The 17,211-nt window shown below is 71.1% G+C and carries 11 protein-coding genes and 2 pseudogenes; 2 read left to right on the forward strand and 11 right to left on the reverse strand.

Features of this window, described 5'->3' with window-relative positions; genetic code table 11:
• Window positions 1–26 precede the first annotated feature (26 nt).
• Both QPK52_RS06285 and QPK52_RS06290 read right to left on the reverse strand, forming a co-directional pair.
• Complete coding sequence (locus QPK52_RS06285) at window positions 27–803, reverse strand: GNAT family N-acetyltransferase (RefSeq protein WP_410536030.1); 777 nt, start codon at window positions 801–803, stop codon at window positions 27–29.
• A gap of 20 nt (window positions 804–823) precedes the next feature.
• On the reverse strand, window positions 824–2,842 hold the full coding sequence (locus QPK52_RS06290; protein ID WP_410536031.1) for an IucA/IucC family protein: 2,019 nt from the start codon (window positions 2,840–2,842) through the stop codon (window positions 824–826).
• Between the two features lie 283 nt (window positions 2,843–3,125).
• Between QPK52_RS06290 and QPK52_RS06295 the strand changes: the two genes are divergently transcribed.
• Window positions 3,126–4,340: a trypsin-like serine peptidase gene (locus QPK52_RS06295; RefSeq protein WP_410536032.1), complete on the forward strand. Its 1,215-nt coding sequence runs from the start codon at window positions 3,126–3,128 to the stop codon at window positions 4,338–4,340.
• A 109-nt stretch (window positions 4,341–4,449) separates the two neighbouring features.
• On the opposite strand, the gene panD is transcribed toward QPK52_RS06295, so the two are convergent.
• The gene (panD, locus tag QPK52_RS06300; protein ID WP_093662665.1) at window positions 4,450–4,866 is read right to left on the reverse strand and encodes an aspartate 1-decarboxylase; all 417 of its coding nucleotides are present in this window, start codon (window positions 4,864–4,866) and stop codon (window positions 4,450–4,452) included.
• A gap of 270 nt (window positions 4,867–5,136) precedes the next feature.
• Complete coding sequence (locus QPK52_RS06305; protein WP_410540230.1) at window positions 5,137–5,415, reverse strand: hypothetical protein; 279 nt, start codon at window positions 5,413–5,415, stop codon at window positions 5,137–5,139.
• A 441-nt stretch (window positions 5,416–5,856) separates the two neighbouring features.
• On the opposite strand from QPK52_RS06305, the gene QPK52_RS06310 reads away from it, so the two are divergent.
• Window positions 5,857–6,243: a hypothetical protein gene (locus QPK52_RS06310; protein ID WP_410536033.1), complete on the forward strand. Its 387-nt coding sequence runs from the start codon at window positions 5,857–5,859 to the stop codon at window positions 6,241–6,243.
• A gap of 156 nt (window positions 6,244–6,399) precedes the next feature.
• On the opposite strand, the gene QPK52_RS06315 is transcribed toward QPK52_RS06310, so the two are convergent.
• The 7 genes and pseudogenes from QPK52_RS06315 to QPK52_RS06345 form a co-directional block, all read right to left on the reverse strand.
• Window positions 6,400–6,801, reverse strand: coding sequence for a hypothetical protein (locus QPK52_RS06315; protein ID WP_410536034.1), 402 nt, complete (start codon window positions 6,799–6,801; stop codon window positions 6,400–6,402).
• Between the two features lie 835 nt (window positions 6,802–7,636).
• A complete protein-coding gene (locus QPK52_RS06320; protein ID WP_410536035.1) occupies window positions 7,637–7,975 on the reverse strand; it encodes a hypothetical protein in 339 nt (112 codons plus the stop codon).
• A 266-nt stretch (window positions 7,976–8,241) separates the two neighbouring features.
• Window positions 8,242–8,703 (reverse strand): annotated as a pseudogene (locus QPK52_RS06325) (hypothetical protein); the annotation flags it as partial.
• 347 nt (window positions 8,704–9,050) lie between these two features.
• Window positions 9,051–9,278, reverse strand: a complete 228-nt coding sequence (locus QPK52_RS06330) for a hypothetical protein (protein ID WP_410536036.1) — start codon at window positions 9,276–9,278, stop codon at window positions 9,051–9,053.
• A gap of 131 nt (window positions 9,279–9,409) precedes the next feature.
• Window positions 9,410–10,165, reverse strand: a pseudogene (locus QPK52_RS06335) (RHS repeat-associated core domain-containing protein); the annotation flags it as partial.
• A gap of 460 nt (window positions 10,166–10,625) precedes the next feature.
• Window positions 10,626–11,003 carry a hypothetical protein gene (locus QPK52_RS06340; RefSeq protein ID WP_410536037.1) on the reverse strand — a complete coding sequence of 126 codons (378 nt, stop codon included), beginning with the start codon at window positions 11,001–11,003 and terminating at the stop codon, window positions 10,626–10,628.
• Window positions 11,004–11,007: 4 nt separating this feature from the next.
• Complete coding sequence (locus QPK52_RS06345; RefSeq protein ID WP_410540231.1) at window positions 11,008–17,067, reverse strand: DNRLRE domain-containing protein; 6,060 nt, start codon at window positions 17,065–17,067, stop codon at window positions 11,008–11,010.
• Between the last annotated feature and the right edge of the window lie 144 nt (window positions 17,068–17,211).

A 17,211-nucleotide genomic window follows, 5' to 3' on the forward strand; every position in this document is an offset into this window, starting at 1 on the left:
GTACGGCCCACAGCTCACCTGGGGAGTCACAGGGCATGGCGCAGCGCCCGGTCGCGGACCACCACGGCGGCCCGTTTGCCCGGGAGTTCCGCCTCGGCCGCCAGCCGGAAACCCGCCCGCAGGAAGGCCGCGACGGACGGGACGTTGCGGATGTCGGGTTCGGCGATGACGCGGCCGCACGTCGGCCGCCGGTCCAGGACGAGGTCGGAGACCGCCCGCAGCAGCACCGTGCCGACACCGCGCCCCCGGTCCGCCGCCGCGCCGATCAGCAGGTGCAGCCCGGTGTCGTGCGGGCGCACCGGGTGGTACCGGGCGAGCGGGTCGAGATCGGCGCGGTAGACCTCCCAGTAGCTCATGGGGACGCCCGAGAGCACCCCCAGGCACGGCACGCTGCGCCCGTCGCCGTCCACCTGGGCCCGCAGATGCGCGGCGGTGGTCTCGGCGGGGCCGGCCAGGTGCCAGAAGGCCGCCACCGCGGGGTCGTTCATCCAGGCGGTGATCAGCCGCAGATCGCGTTCGATGCGGACGGGGACGAGCCGGAAGACTCCGGCGGCCGTGGTGGCCGGTCCCCAGTCGGCGACGGTGTCCAGCAGGTCCGGCCGCGCCGCGGGCTCCGGCACCGGCCCGTACGGTGTGCCGTACGGGCCGGCGGGCAGTCGCAGGTCGAGGGTGTCGTCGGTGCCGGCGGCCGACGGGGCGGCCGGGGTCACCGGGGCCGCCGTATCCGCTGCCGCGCGCGTCGCGGCAGCGGATACGGCGGGTGCGGCGGGTGCGGGGCAGGCCGGTGGAACACCGGTGGTCATGGCGGTGCCTCCTGTGCGGTTCAGGGCTTCACCAGGGGGTTGGTGACGGTGACGTAGACGGACTGGGTGTCCACCGGTCCGACCAGCTCGTCCAGTCCGTGCAGCCGGGTGAGGAGGTTGGCCTTGCACCGCAGGATCGGGGAGTGCAGCAGCAGGGCGGGCAGCGGTGAGCGGCCGGCACTCCCGCCGGAGCCGTCGGCGGGGCGGTCGGCGTCGGTGAGGAAGCGGCGCAGCGCGGCGAGCAGCAGCCTCTCGTCGGCCAGGCCCTGGGAGCCGAACGCCCCGATCAGGCCCAGCACGTTGTTGACGCCCAGGTAGTAGGCGAAGCGCTCGTCGACGACCTCGTCGGCGACGAAGGTGTCGCTGTCGGCCCCGATGCCCGGCAGGCGCCGCCGGAGCGCCTCGCGGTGGGACTCGCGGAAGTAGTACCCCTGGTTGTCGCGGTAGCGTCCGCCCACCGGCCAGCCGTCGCCGTCGAGCAGGACCACGGTGTTCTGCTGGTGTGCCTCCAGGGCGACGCCCGCCTCGGCGTCCAGCCACAGCACGGGGCGCACGACGGTGTGGAGGTAGCGCAGGAACCACTCGGCGGCGACGGTGGCCACCGGCCGCCCCGTACGGGCCGCGAGCCGGGCGACGGCGTCGGCCAGCCGGGAGCGGAGCGCGCCGCGGGGGTCGCCGGGCCAGGGCCGGGGGGAGGTCAGCCCGGCCAGGCACACGGCGTCGTCGCCGGGCCCGAAGGGGTTGTGCCGGATGACTGTGTCCAGCCCTGCCACCGGTTCCCCGCCGCCGTCGTCGACGGCGAGCCAGGCGGGGTCGCGCACGATGTCGAAGCCCGGGCGGCCGGGGAAGGCCGCCCGCCAGCGCGCGCCCAGGCCGGTGCGCAGCAGCCGGTGCACCTCCACTCCCCGGTGCAGCTCCTTGCGGAGGTTCTCCCGGCGGGAGTTGGTGATCCGCAGACCCAGCGAGAGCTTGAGCATCGCCGGTACGCCGGGCCGGTGGACGGTGCGCACGGAGGAGGTCGGGTACCAGGGGTCGCCGTGCGGGCCGAGATCGTGGAGCACGCCTGCCTCCAGCAGCGCCGCGACGGCGGGGCGCTGCCGTACCTCGCGGGCCTGCCAGGGGTGCAGCGGAAGGGGGACCGTCCCCTCGGGCAGGCGCAGCCCGGGCCCGGCCAGCTCGGCGGCGATCCGTTCGGCGGGCACGGTCCGGCCGCGGTCGGTCCAGGCCGAGTCACAGGCCAGGACGGAGCGGTCGACGGCCATCCAGTGCAGGGGGAAGGATCCGCGCAGCTCGGGGGACCAGGCGCGCGCCTCCGCGTCGGTGAGCCCCTCGCGGCTCTTGGGCACCGGGTGCAGCGGGTGCCCGAGGATCAGGGACTGCTCGCCGTCCAGGAACGGGTCGGCGGCGGGCGGCGCTTCGGGGCGGGCACGGCGGTCGGCGAGGAAGACGGCGGTACGGCGTACGGAGTCGGCGACCCGGCCGACCAGTTCCGCGCCCTCCCCCGCGACGGGCCCCGGTACCGCGGGGCCGCGGTGCGCGGCCTCCCGCGCCAGCAGGGCGGCCAGCGTCACCGCGTCGACGGGGGCGGTACCGGGCGCCGCGCCCTCCAGGGCCGGCGGGCCGAAGCGGTGCCAGCCGGTGGCGGACCAGTGGCGGACCGGCACCCGCAGCACCAGGCCGCAGGAGGCCAGGGCGACGCGGAGGGCGCTCCCGCCACCGGAGCCGCCGGGCCGGGGCAGGTCGTTCTCCCTCACCCAGCAGCGCAGCAGATTCTCGGCGGCCGCGGCGTCGGCGGCCGCGACCGGGTCGGGGTGCTCCAGCGGGTCGTCCGCCTTCCTCTCCCCGGTGTGCGCCTGTGGCACGGCACGGCTCGGCTGCCGGGGTACGACGGGGTCCGCGGGATCCGCGACCACGGCGGGTTCCGCGACCACGGCGGGTTCCGCGACCACGGCGGGTTCCGCGACCACGGCGGGCCGCCCTCCCGCCGGGGCCGCCGCCTCCTGCGTCGTCCTCCCGTCCGGAGCGGGACATGCGTTCACGGAAGTCTCCCTGGGGGTGAGGGCACCGCACCGGTGCGTGGTCGTCCGGTTCCCGTGGCACGGCGTCGCCGGTACGAGCGCGCCGCATCTCCGCCCGTACCAACGACGCCGCCCCCGCCGGATCACGGTCCGGGGCGAGATCGTTGCCTCCCGGGCGGGTTGGAACCGCGGACCCGCCGTGCGCCGTCCCCCGCAGCACCGGCATAGTGGGGCCCGCCTCGTTCGGCGGGGCCCATGGCAGGCCGGTAGGTGCAGCGTTCCGTCTCAGGGGGATTCTCAGTCCATGTCAGCTACGAGCAGGAGGCGGCCCGCGCTGGCCGCAGCGGCGATAGCCGCGGCCCTGGCCGTCACGGCCACCGCGTGCGGCCCCGCCGAGGACGAGTCCGGTGCGCAGGCCGGTCCCAGCGCCACCGAGCCGGACGGGGAGGGCGGACCCGGCATCGACGGTCTCCGCCTGCCGAAGGAACTGCCCGCCGCCCTGAAGGACTTCGATCCCGAGAAGTGGAAGAACGGGGAGTGGCGGAACTGGGACAAGGACGACTGGCTGCGTGAGGCCAGGGACTTCGTCAACCCGATCATCGAGGGCCTGTGGGACCCGGACCGGATGAAGGACGCCGAGGAGAACGACCGCAGGGTCGACCCCGACGCCGGCGACGAGAGCACGGGCGGTGAGGGGGACGAGGGCATCACCGACCCCGACCCCGCGCCGAGGAAGGCCCGGCCGGTCGCGACGCCGTACCACGAGAACGCCCCGGCGGTGGGCAAGGTGTTCATGGACACCCCCAAGGGCCCCATGGTCTGCTCCGGCACCGTCGTCGAGGACCCCCGCAACCCGGGGAAGTCCAACCTGGTGGCCACCGCCGGGCACTGCGTGCACGCGGGCTCGGCCGGCGGCTGGTTCCGCAACGTCGTCTTCGTGCCCGCGTACAACGACTCGGCGCTGAAGGCCTCACAGCTGGAGCAGGCGTCCCCGGCCGAGGTCGCGCCGCACGGCGTGTTCTGGGCGACCTGGGCGCAGACGACCGAGCACTGGATCTCCAACGGTGCCGAGACCGGCGGTCTGGGCGCCTCGCAGGACTTCGCCGTGCTGCAGGTGGAGGCCGAGGACAAGGGCGGCAAGTCGCTGGAGGAGACCGTCGGCACCGCCGTGCCGGTCGACTTCGGCAAGCCGTCGGTGGCCTCGCTCTCCCCGGTGCGGGCCTACGGCTACCCCGCCGCCCCGCCCTTCGACGGGCTCACCATGCACACCTGCACCGACCGTGCGGGCCGGCTGACCCTGAGCGACTCGGAGTCCACGATGTACCGCATCGGCTGCACCATGACCGGCGGTTCCTCGGGCGGCGGCTGGTTCGCCGAGGGGGCCTCCGGAGAGCAGACGCTGGTGTCGGTCACCTCCATCGGCACGATCGACCACACCTGGCTGGCCGGTCCGCGGCTGGGCGAGGAGGCCGAGGGCGTCCTGGAGGGCGTCAGCGAGAAGTTCGCCGGCAAGAACTGAGCGCGCCGGGCGTGACGTGCCGAGGGCCCCGCCGCTCCCTACGGGGAGCGGCGGGGCCCTCGGCCTGTCTCTGTCCTGTACGCGGGTGCGGGGGCGGTGCGCCGGGTGGTCAGACCATGGCCATCGGGCTGCGCACCGTGTCGCTGCCGGGCACCGGCTCGGACGGGTCGCTGCCCAGCTCCACGATGCGGTTGTCGGCGTCGACGTGCACCACCGCGGGCCGGTGGGAGCGGGCCTCGGCATCGTCCATCTGCGCGTAGCTGATGAGGATCACCAGGTCCCCGGGGTGGACCAGATGCGCGGCCGCGCCGTTGATCCCGATCACCCCGGAGCCGCGCCGCCCCTCGATGACGTAGGTCTCCAGGCGGGCGCCGTTGGTGATGTCGACGATGTGGACCAGCTCTCCGGGCAGCAGGTCGGCGGCCTCCATCAGGTCCGCGTCGATCGTGACGGACCCCACGTAGTGGAGATCCGCCTCGGTGACCGTGGCACGGTGGATCTTCGACTTGAACATGGTGCGCAGCACGGTGCCGACTCCTCGAAGGTGGGTAGGGTCGCGCTCCCGGGGCGGGATGCGCGCCGTCCCGCCCATCGTACGGCCGCGCCCCCGGCCGCCCGGTGGAGCGTGACCCGGATCACGGTCGGCCGACGGAAGCCGGGCGGTGCGGTGCGTTGACGATGTCTTCGGGAAGGCTCTGAACGCTCGTGGTTTCCAGCCGTTCCAGCCGATGTGACGTCCGGACGCGGGGACGCGTGCTTCTTCCGTCGCACCGCCCCGCGGAGGCGGGCCTTTCTCTCACCTCGCGGCGGGTACCCACGGTGTGTCCGACATGAAGCGTTTCCGGAAGACCGTTCCGGGGGCCGCGAGGGCCGCTTCGACCGCCTCTGCCGCGATCCCGCCGCTCGTGGCCCGCCTTGGGACCTTGAGATAGCCGCAGGCCCGGATGAGGTCCGCGGCCGAGGCCCAGGTGTCGGCGGCCACGACCACCTCGTCCAGGGCGTCGCACGCGTTGGTCGCGTCGACCAGGACCGCGTACGCGACGACGAGGTCTGCCACGCGCGCCCTGGCGGTCATGTCCCCCACGTTCCCTCCCCCCGGTAAGGGCAGCGGGACCACACTATGCGCGACCTCGCCACCTGCTCCCCTGGCGGTGTCCGCCAATGGCCCGCATCGCGGCTCCTGAAGCCAGGAGGAGCAGGCCCAGGCTGAGCGCGGGGAGCCCCGGGCCGGGAAGAACGTACATAGCTGCTCCGAGGACCGTGACTACGGCACCGGTCGACATCAGCACGATGCCGATTCGCGAGAGGGACATGGTTTCTCCTTGGCTGTCGGCCTGTACGGCCGATGGGTGAGGCGTTCAGTCGTGGTGATCCATGCGGTGCCTTCCGGCCCCGAATGTGGTTCCCGGAGAGGATCAGCGTCCCCAGGAGGTCCTCGAGGAGTCGGCATAGCGCATGTGATGCCGGTGGGCTTGTGGATGTGGTGCTCCGGGGCGGGGGCGGGAGACTTGTCCGCATGCCGAAGAAATCATCTCGCCGCGGCGGAGGCTTCGCGCGGATGCTGCAGTCGCTGGGGCCGGCGGAGGAGACCGGCGGCGAGTTCGTCCCGTCTCCGGCGACCGCGGGACTTCTCGTCGACGACGACGGCGACGCATGGGTGCTGACCAAGCACCCGCTCGACGCCCGGACGGCCAGGCGGCTCATGCGCCGGGCCGACGTGGTGGTCATCGGTGACGGCGCGGGTGATGTCCTGCGCCGCGTCGGGACGGCGGCGCAGGACAGGGAAGCGGCGTGGGCCGAGGTCGAAGACCGCCTCGGCCGCGAGGACCACCCCAGCTACTCGGCTTTTCGCGGACGGTCCGACGACGGAAGGAGACTGCTCTACATCGAGCAGTCCTGCTGAGAGGCGTAACGGTTCGTGCGGTCAGCCGCCCGCACGCGAGCCGTTCCCGTCCTCGCCACCTTCGCGCATGTCCGCGCCGAAGAGGCTGCCCCGCTCTCGATACCTCGAAGGCGGCGTCCGGGCAACCGCCTGCCGCGGGGCGGACCGTGGCCCGGATCACCGTCGGTCGGCCGCCGCCTCCCGCGGCCCGCGGCGCAGACTCCGGCACCGCAGATAACGCCCCCTGACCGGCCACACCACCGGGGACAGCGCACACCAGGCCGCCAAAACCGCCACCGGCACAGCGGAGACCGGATCGAGCAGAAGGGAAACAGCCCCGTCCAGAAGGCCGGCCAGGTCCCCTCCGAAGAAGACCGGACCGCAGACGATCCCCACTGCGAACACCACCACGACTCCGGCGGCCAGCCAGGACAGGAACCAGGCGAACCGCTCGGCGGCCGAGGCACGCGGAAACCCCTCACGCCACCGTCCGGCCGTGTCCGGGTGATTCACGCCGGGCGGGAAGAAGAGGACCACCAGGACGTAACCCAGCAGGACCGCGGCCGGAAGATCCGGCACCCCCGCTCAGTCCCCCGGCCAGGACGACCGCAGTGGCACCCGTGCAGGCTGTCCGACCACCCGCTCTCGCAACCCGATGGACGAAAGTCTCACCATGCGGGCCTTGGAATCGGTCGATCATCCTACTGCGCCGGAACCCCGCCCCCAGATCGCCTCTCCTTTCTCGCCGCCCATCTGCGGCGAAAAGATGGGAGCAGCACAAACCCAACGACACCGGCACCGACTGGAGGCAGAACAAACAGCCAAGCATCAAGGAGGAAAACGGATGAAATAAAGAGCGACACTGCATACACGACAGACTGGGCGAGTCTGTGCATTTTATCCCCTCCTGGAGGCGGAGCGCTCTTCCGCAAACAGCTGGACCGCTGGGCCCGGCTCCTGAAAGCCGGACCCAGCGGCAGACCATCGGCCAGGAATTCATAGTTCACCAAGCGCTTCCTGCACTCCGGACGTACACAACCACCGAAAGGAGCAGAAGCCAGGAGACAACGATCGCAGCTCTGGCCGCCTTGCCGACGGTCTTCTTGATCCAGCGGCCCCAAGTGATCAGCAACAGCAAACTGTATCCATCCAGAAACGCCGCAATGACATGACTTGCAACGTAGGGGTCGAGGTATTGCACGCCCCCCCCCAAAAAACGGGTGACGGTTTTCAGCAGAGGGCCCGCCGGGTCTGGCAGCCCGGCCCGAGGCGGCCTGCCGCCCCCGGCCGACGTCGGCTACGCCCGCGCGGGCACAGGCGTGCACACACCCGTCCGCCCGCACCCGGACACCTCCTCGTCTCTGGCCGCGGACAACCTCACCCACAACTGGCCACTGCGCGGCACACGCCTTCGTCAGCTGCCGGAGCGTCGACCGCGCCGGAACAACCGCTGCAACAGGGATCGGGACAAGGGCTCCTCACGCGAGAAGAACTCCCGGCTCAACCGTTCCGCTTCATCCGCGTTCGCCCAGACGACCGCCAGCTCCTCGTCGAGCACGTACGGCAGATCGCCCTCGGTGGGGATCAGCCGGCCGCCGACGTCCTTTCCGGTCTCCCGTTCCGCCTCGGCGATACGAGGGTCAGTCCAGTAGAGGAGCCATGCGCCCTCGGCATAGGGCTCCAGCAGTGCAACACAGCCGGCCGGCTGTCCCTTGGTCGCTCTGCCGATCCGGCTGCCCTCGGGCTTCACCACTATGGCGCCCACCTTCTCGGCTTCCGGTGCTGGATGTGCAGGTTCCGGTGCAGGTGATGTCCCCTCTGGTACCGCTCGATGTTGGACACGCACCCGCCCTGGTTCCTCTTCCATGCAGCGGAGCGTCAGTGATTGTTCCCCTTGTGGTACCAACGTGCCTTGCCGTTCCGGGTTCGGGTGCGCGTGACGCCACGCCAGCCGACATGCATCTTTCCGGCCAGTCAGCTCGACGCGCGAGTAGCCTGTATCGACGACTTCCCGGCGTTGAAGGCGCGGACCACGCGATACGCCCTGACTCCCCAGGCCACAGCGCCCAGTCCCGGCACGAACGTGGCCGCCGTCAACGCGATGTTCCATTTGTTGCGCCAGGCCCACTGTCCGACCTTGTCGTACCAGGCCTTGCCGTCGAGGTCGAACCGGTTGACGGGGTCGCCGGGGTAGCCGTAGGCGTTGTCACCGCCGCCGTAGACCGGGTCGGTAGAGAGGAAGCGTCCGGTGGTGGCGGCCAGGTCCCCGGAGGCGGAGTCGACGTTGCGGGTCAGGGCTCCGGTGGCGGTGTCCTCCACGATCCAGCGGGGGCTGTCGCCGTCGCCGTCGTAGTGGTTGCGCTTGGACGCCGTCTGCGTCCAGGTGCTGCCGCTGCCGGTCTCCACCGTCCAGGAGCGGAAGCGCATCACGGCATCCAGGGTCCAGGTCTGCCGCTTGCCGTCCGCGGTCCGCCGGTGTGCCGGGAACGGTCCGCTCAGCAGAAAGGCGGCTCTCCCCCGGCAGGAGAGTGCATGTACGGCCTCCTCCTCCACCTGTGCCCTCTGCGTAGCCCGCAACTCGTCAGTTCACGGATATCCCACCGTGTCCGTCGGGCGCATGGGCGAGACGGGCGATCCGTGGACTTCGCCGCTCGCGGGGCGGGCCGGCACGGCGGCCGACGGCCGGCAGAACCCGCCTGCCGTATACGCCGCGCCTGCCGCGAGGGCCCGCGTAAGCGGATTCGCAGGCGCCGTCCCGGCCTCCCCGATCGCACGCTGCTCGAGGAAGAGGCTCCACAGAGGCCGCGAGGACGACGGGACCGCGGTCCTCACCGGCGACCCCGGCGCCGCGCCGCCGACCGGCCACCCGGACGCCACACCCCGGAGACCCACAGACCGTCCACGATCCCCCCGACCACGATCAGGGAGATGAACGGAACGTACACCCCGGCCCCGGAGTCACCGAAGGCGATCCCCGCGAACAGGACACCGAGAACACCCGTCGGCAGGATCCACTTGAACTTCCATGGCTGCTCCACCCTCGAATAAGCGGCCACGACGGAGAAAACCGCCAAAAGAGCGAGCCCCCAGTCCTCCAAATCCATGCAATTCCCCCATCACAGTGGTCATCGGACGAGGGGCGTCGCCCGGGAATCCCGGCCGACGCCCCCCTTCTTTCAGCCAGAACTTACCAGCCGTTCTGATAGGCCCGGTATCCGTAGTAAGCCTGCACTCCTGACCGGAATGAAGACCGGACGGGGTGGCGGCGCCAGGCCGACCGGAACCTCTGGTTGATCACCCGTTTCCGCGAAGCCCGGTGCCGTCCTCTGGCTCTGTGGCTTCTATATATACGGGTCGGACGGTACTTGTATGCACCGCGAATGGAGCGGAATCTCGTTCCCACCACGTCGATGCCGGTGTTGAAGGCTGCCCGCTTCCAGCTGATCTCCCCTCGGTGGGCCTGGTAACCGTTCCAGGCTGCGCTTGCCAGGGCGGCTGCTCCGGCTGCCGCTGCGCACATACCGGCGGTGGCCACCACGCATGCCCCTACCGCCACGAACCCTGTGATCGTCGATGCCCGGCGCAGTGTCTTGCGCCAGTTCCACTTGCCGTCGAGGTCGTAGCGGTTGAGCGGGTCGGCCTGGGCGTACTCGTAGGCGTTGAGGTTGCCGCCGTAGACCGGGTCGATGGACAGGAACCGGCCGGTGGCGGGGTTGTAGAGGCGGACGCCCATGAGGGTGAGGCCGGTGAGGGTCTCGGTGGAGCGCTGTTTGGCGCCGAGCCAGGTGTAGCGGGTGGCCGGCTGGCCCGGGCGGGGGTTGCCGTACTCGTCGCCATCCAGGGCGACAGGCGCCTGGCCGGCGTCCAGCGGGAGCTGGAGGGCCACATCACCGTGGATGGTGGACAGCTGCAGGACGGTGTCGCCGGTCTTGCCGCCGGTGGCCTGCCGGTGCGCCGGGGTGCTCAGCCCTACAGAGGCGCGGCTCCCTCCCGGCAGGAGAGGAAGCCGCCCTATATGACTGCTGCTGATCAACCGGTGAACTCGGGTTTCATCCACAGACCGCTGAAGTGGCCGGCGTCATCGATCCCGAGCACCGTTTCTCCGCGAACAGGAGGGCCTCGCTGGTGGGTGCGGCCCCGGCCACCAGCGCCCAGCCGGTTCTCCCGTCCAGGACGACATCATGGCGCATGTCGTCGACGAGGACGGCCATGCCGAGTGCGAAATCCCTCTCGGAGACCCGGAACGCTCAGACCCGCCGCCCCCCCCGCCATTCGCAGGCGAGCCACATGGCGGCCGACGGCCGGCAGAACACACCTTCGACTCCCGGCTCTACCGCCCCTCCGGAGCGGCGCAGCCGGGCATTCTCCCGTCAGGGGAATGCCCGGCTCCCTCGCCGTTGGGCTCAGCTCTTCGGTTCGAGGAGGAGGCTGACCGCCGAGGCCGTCAGCCTCCCGGAGATTCTCTCCGCTTCGAACTCGAACTTCCCATCACCCAGGTAGTCAAAGGCGTGAAAGACTCCTGCGTCCTCCGGAACGGAAGGCTGGGATTCCGTCAGATTCAGACATGTGACCCCATGGAATACCAGCCGGAAGATTCTTCCCCCCCGTAGATCGCGGAAGACAAGAGCGAAATCCCTTCCACCGTCTTCGGAACTGGGCTCCTCAAGGCCGACCAAGTCGGACCAGTTGTGGAGGTCTATGTATCCTGCCTCCTCGCTGACGCAGGATATTATTTCACTCCCAGCCTCCCATGGGCTCATGCCGGAGAATTTCACCAGCATCTGGTCACCTCCTCCATCGCACATGCCACCACACTCTTCCGATGTTCCGCCAGGACATGGGATAAGCTTTACGCTGCGTTTTCCCCCAACCGTGCGGAGAACGAGGGTTCCTCGGCTGGTAAACCTTATGAGGGGTTCGAACCCCGCCGTGCGCCTTGCCGTGGAGATCGTAGTGCCACCGCCCCTTCCGGCCTGTAATGGAGACACGGGCCCTGTTTCCATTGTACTTACGGGAAATCCGCGCAGCGGCCCGTACCTTTTTCCCGTGGTTCCATGCGCGCCAGCCTGCCCGGGCTCCCCGGTAGACCTTGCCGCAGTACCTGAAGCACGCCATGCCGAGACGAGCCGCGCCGATGACCAGCGGAACCCATCTGCCGTCGAGGTCGTACTTGTTGCGCGGATCCGCGTAGGCATATTCGTAGGCGTTGGCGCTGCCTCCCTGGACGGGGTCGGTGGACAGGAAGCGTCCGGTCCTCGGGTTGTAGAGGCGGACGCCCATGAGGGTGAGGCCGGTGAGGGTCTCGGTGGAGCGCTGTTTGGCGCCGAGCCAGGTGTAGCGGGTGGCCGGCTGGCCCGGGCGAGGGTTGCCGTACTCGTCGCTGTCCAGGGCGACAGGTGCCTGGGTGGTGTCCAGCGGGAGCTGGAGGGCCACATCACCGTGGATGGTGGACAGTTGCAGGACGGTGTCGCCGGTCCTGCCGGTGGTGGCGGCCAGGTCGCCGGAGGCGGAGTCGACGTTGCGGGTCAGGGCTCCGGTGGCGGTGTCCTCCACGATCCAGCGGGGGTTGTCGCCGTCGCCGTCGTAGTGGTTGCGCTTGGACGCGGTCTGCGTCCAGGTGCTGCCGCTGCCGGTCTCCACCGTCCAGGAGCGGAAGCGCAACGCGGCGTCCAGCGTCCAGGTCTGGCGCTTGCCGCCGGCGGTCTGCCGGTGGACCAGGTCGTTGGCGTAGTAGCCGAGGGTGCCGTTGCCGGGGGCGGCGGTGGTGCGGCCGAACGCGTCGTAGGTGTAGCCGGCGTCGACCAGGCGGTCGGCGCTGTCGTAGGTGTGGCTGGTGGTGGTGCCTCCGGTGGTCGGGCAGTCGGCGCCGGGCGCGCCGACCGCGGTGGTCAGGGTCTTGCGGTTGGTCCGGGCGTCGAAGGTGTAGGCGCGGCGGGTGCACACCGTGCCGGCGGTGTCCTCGACGGTGGTCAGGCGGCCCGTGGCGTCGTACCGGTAGGTCTGGTCGGACCAGCCGCTGTGGCTGGTGTTCTGGCCGTGGACGGACTCGGTCACCGTGTCCGCGTAGACCAGGGTGCCGTCACTGTCGCGGGTGTAGGTGCGCTCGGTGGCCGCTCCGGTGGTGTCCTCGGTGACGGTGAGGGTGTAGCCGCCTGGCAGTTTCTCGGTGGCGACCGAGCCGTCGGCGTCGTAGGTGGCCGAGAAGGCACCTGCGACGGAGTCGGTGATCCTGGTGGCCAGGCCGCGGGGCTCGGTGGTGTGGTCGTAGGTGTAGGTGACGGTGGACGGGACGGTGTCGGTGGCCTTCACCGGCCGGTCGAGCAGGTCGTACTCGGTGGTGGTCTTCCCGCCGTCGGCGTCGGTGTAGGAGATGAGGCGGCCGAGCCGGTCGTACGCCTTGGTGATCGTGCCACCGGTGGGCGAGACGGTCTTGACGGCCTGTCCGGTGGCCGGGTCGTACTCGGTGGTGGCCTCGGGTACCGCCTGCCCGATCCCGCCGGTGGTCCTCACCGTGGTGGGACGGCCCGCGTCGTCGTGGGACGTGGTGGTGGTGCGGGTGACACCGTTCGCGGTCTCGGTGACCTTGGCCTCGTTGCCCCACCAGTCGTACTCGGTGGTGGTGGTCGGCAGCTGGGCGGGGTTGGTCCCGCCGCCGGTGATCTCGCCGCCGGGCGAGGTCGAGCAGACGAGGTCGGCCCACTCCGGGCGCCCGGCACAGGCGCCGGTGCCGGTGGCCGACCAGTAGGTCGTCACGCGGGTGGCGGCGTCGGCGCCGGTAGCACCCGGTGCGATGACCTTCGTTTCACGGCCCTGTGTGTCGTAGGTCTTCTCCGTGGTGATGGCCAGACCACCCGGGTCCTGGATCGTCTTGGCCGGCAGGCCCTTGGCCCAGTCGTAGACGGTCTGCGTCACCCGGGTCTCGCCGTGGACGGTGGGGTGCTCGCGCACCTGCGCGCCCGTGGTGACCTTGGTGACCTGGTCCTTGACCTTGGCGGTGCCGTCGGTCGGACGTCCGGCGTCGTACTCGTTGGCCGTCCAGCTCCGGGCGGTGACCGATGTGCCGGCCGGGGCCAGGGTGGTGGTGCCCGACTTCAGGTCGGCGGTCAGGTCCACGCGCCGCAGCGGCCCGAACTCCTCCAGTTCCCGGGTGCCGGTGTCGTTGTAGACCGACTTCGTCGCCAGCAGGTCGGCGCGCTCGGCCGGGGTGAGCTGGGCGATGCCCAGGTCGGCCTGGACGGCCCGGTCACCGGCCGTCAGTCCCAGGGCGACGGCTCGGTTGGCGGCCGACAGCTCGCGGACGGTGTTGCCGAAGCGGTCGTACTCGGTGGTGGAGATGTGCCCGCCGGGTGCGGCGGAGTTGACCTCGCGTCCGGAGACGCCCAGGTAGTGCACCTGGGCCCGCCGGTAGGCGGCCGGGGGCAGCGCGCTGCCGGTGTGGGAGGCGGGGACGGCGTCGGCGGGGAAGACCGCGGTGGCGTCGGTGGGGGCGTCCAGCTGGCCCCAGGTCCTGACGTCGTTCGCACCCATGTTGTAGGGGGCAGCGGCGCTGCCGGTCAGGGGCACGTCGTAGACGACGCTGGTGGCCGCGGTGCCTTCGACCGTGCCGGCGGTGCCCTGCTTCAGGCCCGGCCGGGTGGCCTTGAGCAGCATGCCCTCACCGGCGGTGGAGGCGCTGCCGGCCTTGCCGTAGGCGAAGGTCCACGGAAGCTGGCCGGGCGGGGTGAGCTGGGTGACCCGCCCCGCGGCGTCGTAGGCGTACTCGGTCTTCAGCGCCGGGCTGATCAGCGGGTTCCATGCCTGGCGCAGCCGGCCGGAGGTGTCGTAGGCGTAGGTCTGCACCGCCTTGGCGGTGGCGTTCGCCGCGCCGGGGGCGGTGGACCACAGCCGCAGTTCCTTCACCTGGCCGCTGTAGTCGCCGAAGGCGTCGGCGGTGGCGGTGGTGGCGGTGGCGTAGACGAACTCCAGCACCCGGCAGCCCTTGGTGGCCGGATCCGCGGTGCAGGCCGCAGCCGTGGCGGCCGAGGTCGGGGCGATGACCCGCTTGGGGCGGGCGAGCTTCTTGCCGCCGGCGGTCACCGTCTCGGAGACGATGGTGGTGGTGGAGTTGGTCAGACCGTCCAGCAGGGTGGAGGAGACCTGCCAGGTGGTGGCCGCCGCGTCGGGCTTGGTGAAGGTGGTGACCGTGCCCTCGGTGTCGGTGAGGGTGAAGGAGCCGGTCACGCTGCCCCTGAGGGTCAGGTCCTCCGCCCCGGGCTCCGGAATCCAGCCGGTCTTCGCGGCGTTGGCGGTGAAGTGGATCGCGTCGCCCTCCTCCAGTACCACGTCCACGGCCGTGTCGGAGACCTTGCGCAGGTGGGTGTAGTCGGACTCCGTCAGCTCCGCGGCCGTGCCGGTCACCCACTCCTTGCCGAAGATCGGTGCCTGCCCCTCCTGCGTCGCGCCCTTGTCGGGGGTGCGGGAGGATGCGGTACGGGTCACCGACATGTCGAAGTGGGAGGCGTCGGTCTCCGACAGGGTGTAGTCGCCGGTGAGGAGGTTGACCGAACCGGGGCCGACCTCGCTGGTGGCGGCGCCGGTGGCGTTGCGGTCGACGACGGCGGTCAGCGGCTCGGTGGCGCCGGTGGCACTGCCCGGGCCGGTGAAGTCGGCCTTGATCTGTACCGATCCGTCGGGGTCGACGGTGTCGGTGGCGTTCCACACCAGCCGCGCGTTCCTGCCGCCCGTCAGCGGCACCGGCCAGGCGGTCAGTGCCGTGCCGCCGGAGGTGACGTCCCCGGCCGGGATGCGCGTCCAGTCGTCGGCCTCGGAGCGGCGCCAGGAGAAGGACACGGCGTTGTACTTGCTCCCGTCGGCCTCGGCGACCAGCGGCAGGCGGCGGGCGGTGCGCTCGCCGTCGGCCGGCTGGAGGAAGCCGCCGGGCCCGGCGTGGAAGGTGTACTCGATCGCGTCGGACTTGTTGTCGGCCTTGTCCACCGCCCGCACCTGGAGGGTGTGGGTGCCGTCCTTGGGCGGGGTGATCGAGAGGGCCTTGTTCGCGCTGGAGCCGCCGGTGGCGACCTTGGTCCAGGTCACGCCGTCCAGCGTCCACTCCAGCCAGTTGTGGTCGCTGCCGGCGGGCGGGGTGACGGTGAAGGTGCCGGCCTGACCGGCGCCCTTGACCCAGGAACCCGACGGGTAGTCTGTGGAAGTGATCTTGGTGGGGGCGGAGGGGGCCGTGGTGTCGACGGTGAAGGTCTTCCACGCCGACCAGCCGGTGTTGTAGTGCGCCCCGTCGTACGGGCTGGTGCGGAACTTGTAGGTCTTGCCGTTGGCCAGTACCCCGGCGGGGACGGTGACGGAGGCGACCTGCCCGCTGGGCACGTACTTGGAGACGATCACGTCGCCGACCTGGGTGTTGGTGGCGTTGTCGTAGATCTGGAAGGTGCCGTTGACCTTGTCCCCGTCGGCGTCGACGAAGGTGTCCCGCAGGGTGGGCGTGGTGGTGTTGACCACGTAGGCGCCGCTGTAGGAGAAGTACGGCGGACCGGCCTCCTGCTTGGTGCCGGTGCGCGGCCGGTAGTTGTAGTTCACCACCAGCTTCGGCGGGTTGGCGGCGGCGTTGGCGGAGCTGACCTGCTTCCAGTGGGTCGTCGCGTCGGTGGCGGCGCGCAGGCCCATGTGACCGCGGGAGGTCTTCGCCGACGCCCACGTCTGCACCAGGCCGGTGACGTCGGCGTTGATCCAGCCCGCTCCGCCGCAGGCCGCGCGGCCCTTGGTCTCGGTGGAGGAGTGGCGCTGGGCGATCCAGGAGGGCTGGTTGTCCCACCGGGTGGCGGTGGAGGGGGCGCCGGTCTCCCAGATCGTCCACTCGTACGGCTTGCAGTCGGAGTTGCCGGAGTGGACGTTCCACAGCGACAGCTTCGCGCTGGAGACCAGCGCGTCGGAGATCGGCGCGGTGTTCCAGGTGATGAACGACCGCGACAGCCTCGTGGTGCCGTCCGGGTTGGTGGTGCCCGGGTTGCCCAGGTGCAGCTCGGTGTTGGTGGACCAGTCGGTGGTCTCACCGCGCTTGACCAGGGTGTCGAAGACGTTGGACAGCGCCGAGGTGGAGGGGTCCACCGTCACCGGGTACTTGGTGTCCGGGTCGGCGAGGAAGTCGGCGTCGGGGGTGATGACCAGGTCGACGCCGTCGCCGGTCTTGACGACCTTCCAGTCGACCTTCGCCCGGTTGGTGTGCTCGCCGGAGACCTCGTCCACGGCGGCGTCCCACATCACCGGTGCGGGCATCACCGCCCGCTTCTTCCTGCCCGAGGCGGCGTCGGTGAACAGCAGGCTGCCGTCCCTTTGCTGCTTGACCTTCAGCCCGTCGGTCTTCAGCGGCAGCGTGTAGGAGTACTCCTTCGCCGCGGGCCGCTTGTTGATCTCGACGAACTGCTCGAACCCGGTCCGGGTGGCCTCCACGACCACATCGGCGTCCGGCAGCGCACCGGCGTAGGTGGCGCGGGTGCCCTCCAGGGTCGGGGCGGGCAGGCCGCCCTTCCACTGCAGGGTGATCTGCTCCTCCCCCTCCCCCAGCGTCACCAGGTCGCGGGCCGGGGCCTTCTCCGCCGCCGCCAGGGACTTGGGCAGCGTGCCGCCCTTGCCCGCCAGGCTCAGCCCCGCCGGGTGGGCGGCGGCCTCGACCGAGCCGTCCGACCGCCGCACCAGATCGACGTCCACCTCGACCCACTCGCCGTCGCGCTGGAAGCGGACCGGGCCGGCCGACAGCTCGGTGGTCAGGCTGCCGTCCTTGTTCACCCACGTCGTCGAGGTCTCCGTCCGCTCCGACAGCGCCTCGACCCGCTTCCCCGACAACCGGGCGGCCACCTTCGCCGAGGGGATGTCCGCGGCGCTCCGCGGTCCCTTCCCGCTCTCCGGCCGGGCCGGGGCCTGGGTCTTCTTCGCCGGGAGCGCGACGGCCTGGCCCGACGTGGCGACGACGAGAGCCGTCTCGGCGGTGAGCAGGGCCGC

Origin of the sequence: Streptomyces sp. KL2, assembly GCF_046529545.1 — a bacterium.
GTDB lineage: Bacteria > Actinomycetota > Actinomycetes > Streptomycetales > Streptomycetaceae > Streptomyces > Streptomyces radiopugnans.